A 5,410-nucleotide genomic window follows, 5' to 3' on the forward strand; every position below is an offset into this window, starting at 1 on the left:
CGCAAGGCTTTTACTTTTGGGCTTTGAGAAAGGGTTTGCGTAGCAAACCCTTTCTCAAAGTCGGTTTCAAATTATTCCGAACTCACATTTCTTTAGTGGGTAGGAAAAATCAAAACCCCAAAGATAGGTGGCGGCGCGGATCGCCGCCACCTATCTTTAGGGTTTTATGTCCTAAGCAAGCCTTACGTTGCTATATTAAGCAGAATGAGACCGATTTTGGCAATCGAGAGATAATGACAGAAACTAAAGCATTGAAATACGCCTACTATTCTGGATGCGTTGCTAAAGGTGCATGTAAAGAGTTACATGCCTCCACCACAGCGATCGCTCAAGCCCTAGGTATTGAACTAGTAGAACTGCATAAAGCAACCTGTTGTGGTTCGGGAACCTTCAAAGAAACTGATGAACTGATGGAGGACGTAATCAATGCCCGCAATATTGCCCTCGCCGAAGAATTAAATCTCACGGTAATGACGCAATGCAGCACCTGTCAGGGAGTACTCGGTCGCGTCAATGATCGGCTCACAAGCGTCGATACCGATCGCAAAGAAGAGGTAAATACAATCCTTAACACCCAAGGACATCATTTTCAAGGTTCCACCGAAGTTTTGCATTTACTCTGGATTTTGATCCGCGATTACGGATTGCAAAGACTCGCAACTAAAGTAAGCCGCTCCTTAGCCAATTTAAACTGTGCGGCTTTCTATGGTTGCTATTTACTGCGATCGCAAACGGTTACTCGCTTTGACGATCCTTTCCGTCCTGAGTCTCTGGAAAATGTGTTTCGTACCGTCGGAGCAACTCCTGTCTATTATGAAGGTCGTGTCCAGTGCTGTGGCTGGCCGATCTCCAGCTATGCGCCTAAAGAGTCTTTCTCGATGGCGGGCAGGCATCTTACCGCCGCGATCGCATCTGGCGCGGACTGTATCGTGACCCCCTGCCCTCTATGTCATCTCAATCTCGACTCACGACAACCCGAAGTCGAACAAGTGATCGGTCAAAAACTGGGAATTCCCATATTGCACCTACCCCAGTTGATCGGACTAGCGATCGGACTCGATCCTAAAGTTCTCGGTCTAGATCGTCACATCGTCTCTACAAGTTCTGTTTTACAAAAACTCGCGCTGCTATAGCAAGGCTTCAGCTAGTTGACTTCGGTTCGGGTTAAGCTAGCAAATCAAAGCCCAAAAGTAAAAGCCTTGCTACGCAAGGCTTTTACTTTTGGGCTTTGATTTGATCTACAGTGCTTTGCGCTCAAATCCAAACCAAGAAGCTTTTGAAAATTGTTGCCTCACAACAGTTTTCAAAAGCTTCTTGTAGTTCTTTTTTATGGGCAAAGAGAGAATCGAACTCTCATGACATCGCTGTCGTCAGATTTTGAGTCTGATGCGTCTACCAATTCCGCCATTCGCCCTTTTTTTCAAGATTTATATCTTACACTGAAGATGGCGCATCTTGTCAAATTATTTTTGTAAATATTTTTTTGATGTTTTTCCAAAGGCTCGCGCTTCTATCTATAGCTGTCGCCCAAGTGGAGGACATAAACCAATTGACTGGCGGCGCGAAGCGCCGCCAGTCAATTCTTGGGGTTTATGTCCTAGTACAGGCGATATCTATAATTAGCTACAGCAATTTTCGATCAAAAGAACCACAATAAACTTTTTGAAAGTGTTGCTTTGCAACACTTTCAAAAAGTTTATTGGTTTGGATTTGAGCGCAAAGCGCTGTAAGAGACTTGCTATTAAGCAGTTAAGCATAATTAAAAACCAAAACCAGAGAGCGTACCGCCCGTGTAGCGGGCGGTACGCTCTTCTAGGTTTTAAGTTTACTTATGCTTAGCTACTTAATTAAAGTACTTGTGGCTTCAACTTCGCTCAGCCAACGTTAGCTGAGCGGAGTCGAAGCTAGAAAATTTAATTTACATTGCTCCTAATGCTTTTAATAAGGCTGCAAACTTGATCGTAGTTTCACTTTGCTCGTTCTCCACCTGCGAATTTGCGACAATTCCCGCACCAGCAAAAATCCTCGCCCGATCGCCTTGAATATATCCCGCTCGAATTCCCACGCCAAAAGTACCTTCTCCATTGCCATTTAGCCAACCGATCGGAGCTGCATACCAACCGCGATCGCAGGCTTCCCATTGCTGCATAAAGCAAACTGCGCGATCTCTTGGTTCGCCGCCGACTGCCGCTGTCGGGTGCAACTGTTGCAAAATATCGAGGGCAATTAGCCAGTCCGAATCATTGATTTGGGCAGTGATCGGCGTGTGTAAATGCTGTACATTGGAGAGCCTGAGCAAGCCCGTATTAACTTGGGGATCGATCGCTGCGCCCATGCTTTGTAGGCGATCGCAGATCGAACGAATTACAAACTGGTGTTCGCGCATATCCTTTTCACTGTTGAGGAGATTCTCGCCCAACATGCGATCTTCAGATACCGTTTTGCCACGCCCGATCGAACCTGCTAGAGCATCGCTCCGTAACCAAAAGCGATCGCCATAGGACTTAAATTGCAGTACCACTTCAGGAGTTGCGCCCAAAAATGTTTTGCCCAATCCATAATCCAACAAAAAGGAAATGCATTCGGGATACTCACAGCGCAAGACATGCAGCACTTGAAAAGGATCGAAATTCCGATCAGCCAACACATCCAACGCCCTAGCCAAGACGACCTTTTCAAAATGCCCTTGATGAATCAAAGTTAAAGCTCGTTCGACAATCTCCGTCCAAATCTGTTGTCCCTGTACCTCAACGATTTTGCTCACCTCATGAACTGTCGGTGCTTCGTAATGCGAACTTTCCTGTAAATGCGATCGCATATTCTCTATCCGTTCGAGCACCTCATCGGCGCGATCCCAAGGCTGAATGTAATGATTTAGCGTTAAGGTACAGGTGCGATCCTTATGCCGTAGCATCCAACGAGGAATAAAAAAAAGTAGGGTGGGAAACTCTGTCTCTGGCAAAGAGTCCTGCGGGTAGTTATTGGCTTGTGCTAGATCCAACCAATTTTCAGAATTACTACCATTGTGATAAAACGAAAATGCTCCCACTACATGTATAGAAATTTCAGATTGGACTAATTCCAGATTGGGATCTTTGGCAAGGATCGCATTGGCTAAATGGGTTTTGATAAATTTTTTGGCGCAATCAAAGCGATCGCTTCTATCATTATTGGGAACGGATACTTCTGCGACCGAACCCGCCGCCGCTAAGATCAGATTGGCGTGAGGTTGTTCCCAATAGAACTTTGGCTGTTGCACCTCAGTCTTACTTGCCAACAACAATAGAGGGTTAGCGCACTCCCAGCTCTGAGAGTAACTAAATAAAATCGGCGATCCCTCGATCTGCGCTTTAGCGATCGCTTTAACAATCCAATCGTGCAGAGATTTAGAATCAATGCTGCTATAGGTGACACTCTGACGAACTTGCATGGTTATATTTTATAGCAGTCGTCAGCACAGTTAAGACCTAAATAAAACACGAAAATTTACTTGCTAAATTTTCTCCAATTTTGGTTCGAGCCTTTGTAATTACACTGATACTCCCTTCCTAGTGAAAATTAGACGTTGCGGCGCTTCGCGCCGCAACGCTAATTCTTGGTTTTGTATGTCTATTTCTTTGGTGGGAAGGGAGTAGCTGTTGCCAAGCGTATTAAGATTAAAAAACAAAACCAGAGATCGTACCGCCCGCTACGGGGACGGTACGCTCTATATAAAGGACAAGAAGAGAAGGTTGACGCAAAGCGCCAACCTTCTCTTCTTGTCCTTTGATTTTGTCCTAATGCGAGTGGCAACAGCTATAAAACTTATAAGTGGCTGGGCATAATTAAAACCCCAAAACCTGTAGCGCACGCTGCGCGTGCGCTACAGGTTTTGGGGTTTTAATTATACCCAGCTACTTATACCAAGCTAATTAAAATCCAGATTAAAACCCGATGGCGCAAGCGTTGCGTGCGCCATCGGGTTTGGGCTTTATATTTGTGCCTAGCTGCTTAACTAACTTAAGCATTACTATAGAATTAATATATTCAAGGCAAAGGAATTGATAAGCATTCACCATGACGACTAGCCTGAGCAACAATGAGCCAACATTTCAAAAGATTGTTCGTCTTTTACGTTGGCATAAACCTGCTGGAAGGCTTATTTTGATGCTGCCTGCATTGTGGGCAACCGTAGCCGCATCCAAATCGCAACATCACCTACCACCTCTTAACCTCTTGATCGTGGTAATTCTCGGTAGTTTGGCAACCAGTGCCGCAGGTTGTGTGATTAATGATATCTGGGATCTTGATATCGATCCCATGGTCGATCGCACCAAAAATCGTCCCCTCGCCGAGCGCTCCTTATCCATTCAAGTTGGGATTGCCGTGTTATTGGTTTCAGGACTATGTGCCTTCCTGCTATCCACCTACCTCAATCCCCTGAGTTTTGGGCTTTGCTTTGCTGCTGTCCCCGTCATTGTCATTTATCCTGCCTGCAAGCGTTTCTTTGCTGTACCCCAACTCGTACTATCGATCGCATGGGGATTTACGGTACTGATTCCTTGGAGCGCTGTTACAGGTGGACTCGATCGCCATGCTTGGGAACTATGGATAGCGGTAATTGCTTGGACGATGGGCTTTGACACAATCTATGCCATGAGCGATCGCTCGGATGATATGAGGGTTGGTATTAAATCCAGTGCCCTATTTTTTGGAAGATATGTAACATTTGCGATCGCTATTTTTTTGGCAATTACACTGGGATGCTTGGTTTGGCTTGGTTTTGAAATTCAACTTGGTTACACACACTACTTTGCTTGCTTGACTAGCGCAGTAATATGGATATGGCAATGTAACAGATTGAACCAAGCGGAGATTCCGAGCGAGTTATATCAAAAAGCCTTTGGTCAAAATGTCTGGATCGGCTTTATTATCTTGGCAGGAATGCTCCCATCGACCCTAGGTTTTGGCTAAACCACTATCATCTAGATTCCTACTCCTGATGCATGATGGCTAGTTTGCCTCAGTCTGTTAATATCTAAGTCATAGATAGTAGAAAAAATACATGAGCAATATTAAAGAGAAAATCCTCGAAGAAGTACAAATAGCCAGACAAATCTGCGAAACAAGCGGTACAGATTCTAAGGAATGTGCCGTTGCATGGGATGGCGTTGAGGAATTGCAAGCTGAAGCATCTCATCAAAAACAAGAGAAAAGTAAAAACTCCCTCGAAGTATATTGCGATGATAATCCTGAAGCTGCCGAATGTCGTCTATACGAAGATTAATTTCTCTATGTCTTAGACATTTTGCAAATTAACATAAAAAAGGGGTGCTTTGCGCCCCTTTTTTATAGCTATAGTCAGTAATGTTAGGATAAACACCAAACGCAATAGAGATTTGCGGCGCTTCGCGCCGCAAATCTCTATTGC

At 44.7% G+C, this 5,410-nt stretch carries 4 protein-coding genes and 1 tRNA gene; 3 read left to right on the forward strand and 2 right to left on the reverse strand.

The genetic code is table 11. The features are described from left to right. Nucleotides 1–233: 233 nt before the first annotated feature. Nucleotides 234–1,133, forward strand: a complete 900-nt coding sequence (locus PSE7429_RS21335) for a CoB--CoM heterodisulfide reductase iron-sulfur subunit B family protein (RefSeq protein WP_040690083.1) — start codon at nucleotides 234–236, stop codon at nucleotides 1,131–1,133. Nucleotides 1,134–1,330: 197 nt separating this feature from the next. Here the strand turns inward: PSE7429_RS21335 and PSE7429_RS21340 are convergent. Then, a tRNA-Leu gene (locus PSE7429_RS21340) sits at nucleotides 1,331–1,414 on the reverse strand. Nucleotides 1,415–1,918: 504 nt separating this feature from the next. Next, a complete protein-coding gene (locus PSE7429_RS23950; protein WP_009629449.1) occupies nucleotides 1,919–3,430 on the reverse strand; it encodes an isochorismate synthase in 1,512 nt (503 codons plus the stop codon). Between the two features lie 626 nt (nucleotides 3,431–4,056). On the opposite strand from PSE7429_RS23950, the gene PSE7429_RS21350 reads away from it, so the two are divergent. Both PSE7429_RS21350 and PSE7429_RS21355 read left to right on the forward strand, forming a co-directional pair. Continuing rightward, complete coding sequence (locus PSE7429_RS21350) at nucleotides 4,057–4,953, forward strand: 4-hydroxybenzoate solanesyltransferase (protein WP_009629450.1); 897 nt, start codon at nucleotides 4,057–4,059, stop codon at nucleotides 4,951–4,953. 91 nt (nucleotides 4,954–5,044) lie between these two features. Then, nucleotides 5,045–5,266 (forward strand): Calvin cycle protein CP12, encoded by a 222-nt coding sequence (locus PSE7429_RS21355; protein WP_009629451.1) that lies wholly within the window; start codon nucleotides 5,045–5,047, stop codon nucleotides 5,264–5,266. Nucleotides 5,267–5,410: the final 144 nt, after the last annotated feature.

Source organism: Pseudanabaena biceps PCC 7429 (assembly GCF_000332215.1).
GTDB classification, from domain to species: Bacteria; Cyanobacteriota; Cyanobacteriia; order Pseudanabaenales; family Pseudanabaenaceae; genus Pseudanabaena; species Pseudanabaena biceps.

What these genes read in the sequence shown, in the direction of transcription:
- PSE7429_RS23950 (WP_009629449.1), bottom strand. Translation starts at nt 3,430, where the DNA reads ATGCAAGTTCGTCAGAGTGTCACCTATAGCAGCATTGATTCTAAATCT.
- PSE7429_RS21350 (WP_009629450.1), top strand. Translation starts at nt 4,057, where the DNA reads ATGACGACTAGCCTGAGCAACAATGAGCCAACATTTCAAAAGATTGTT.
- PSE7429_RS21335 (WP_040690083.1), top strand. Translation starts at nt 234, where the DNA reads ATGACAGAAACTAAAGCATTGAAATACGCCTACTATTCTGGATGCGTT.
- PSE7429_RS21355 (WP_009629451.1), top strand. Translation starts at nt 5,045, where the DNA reads ATGAGCAATATTAAAGAGAAAATCCTCGAAGAAGTACAAATAGCCAGA.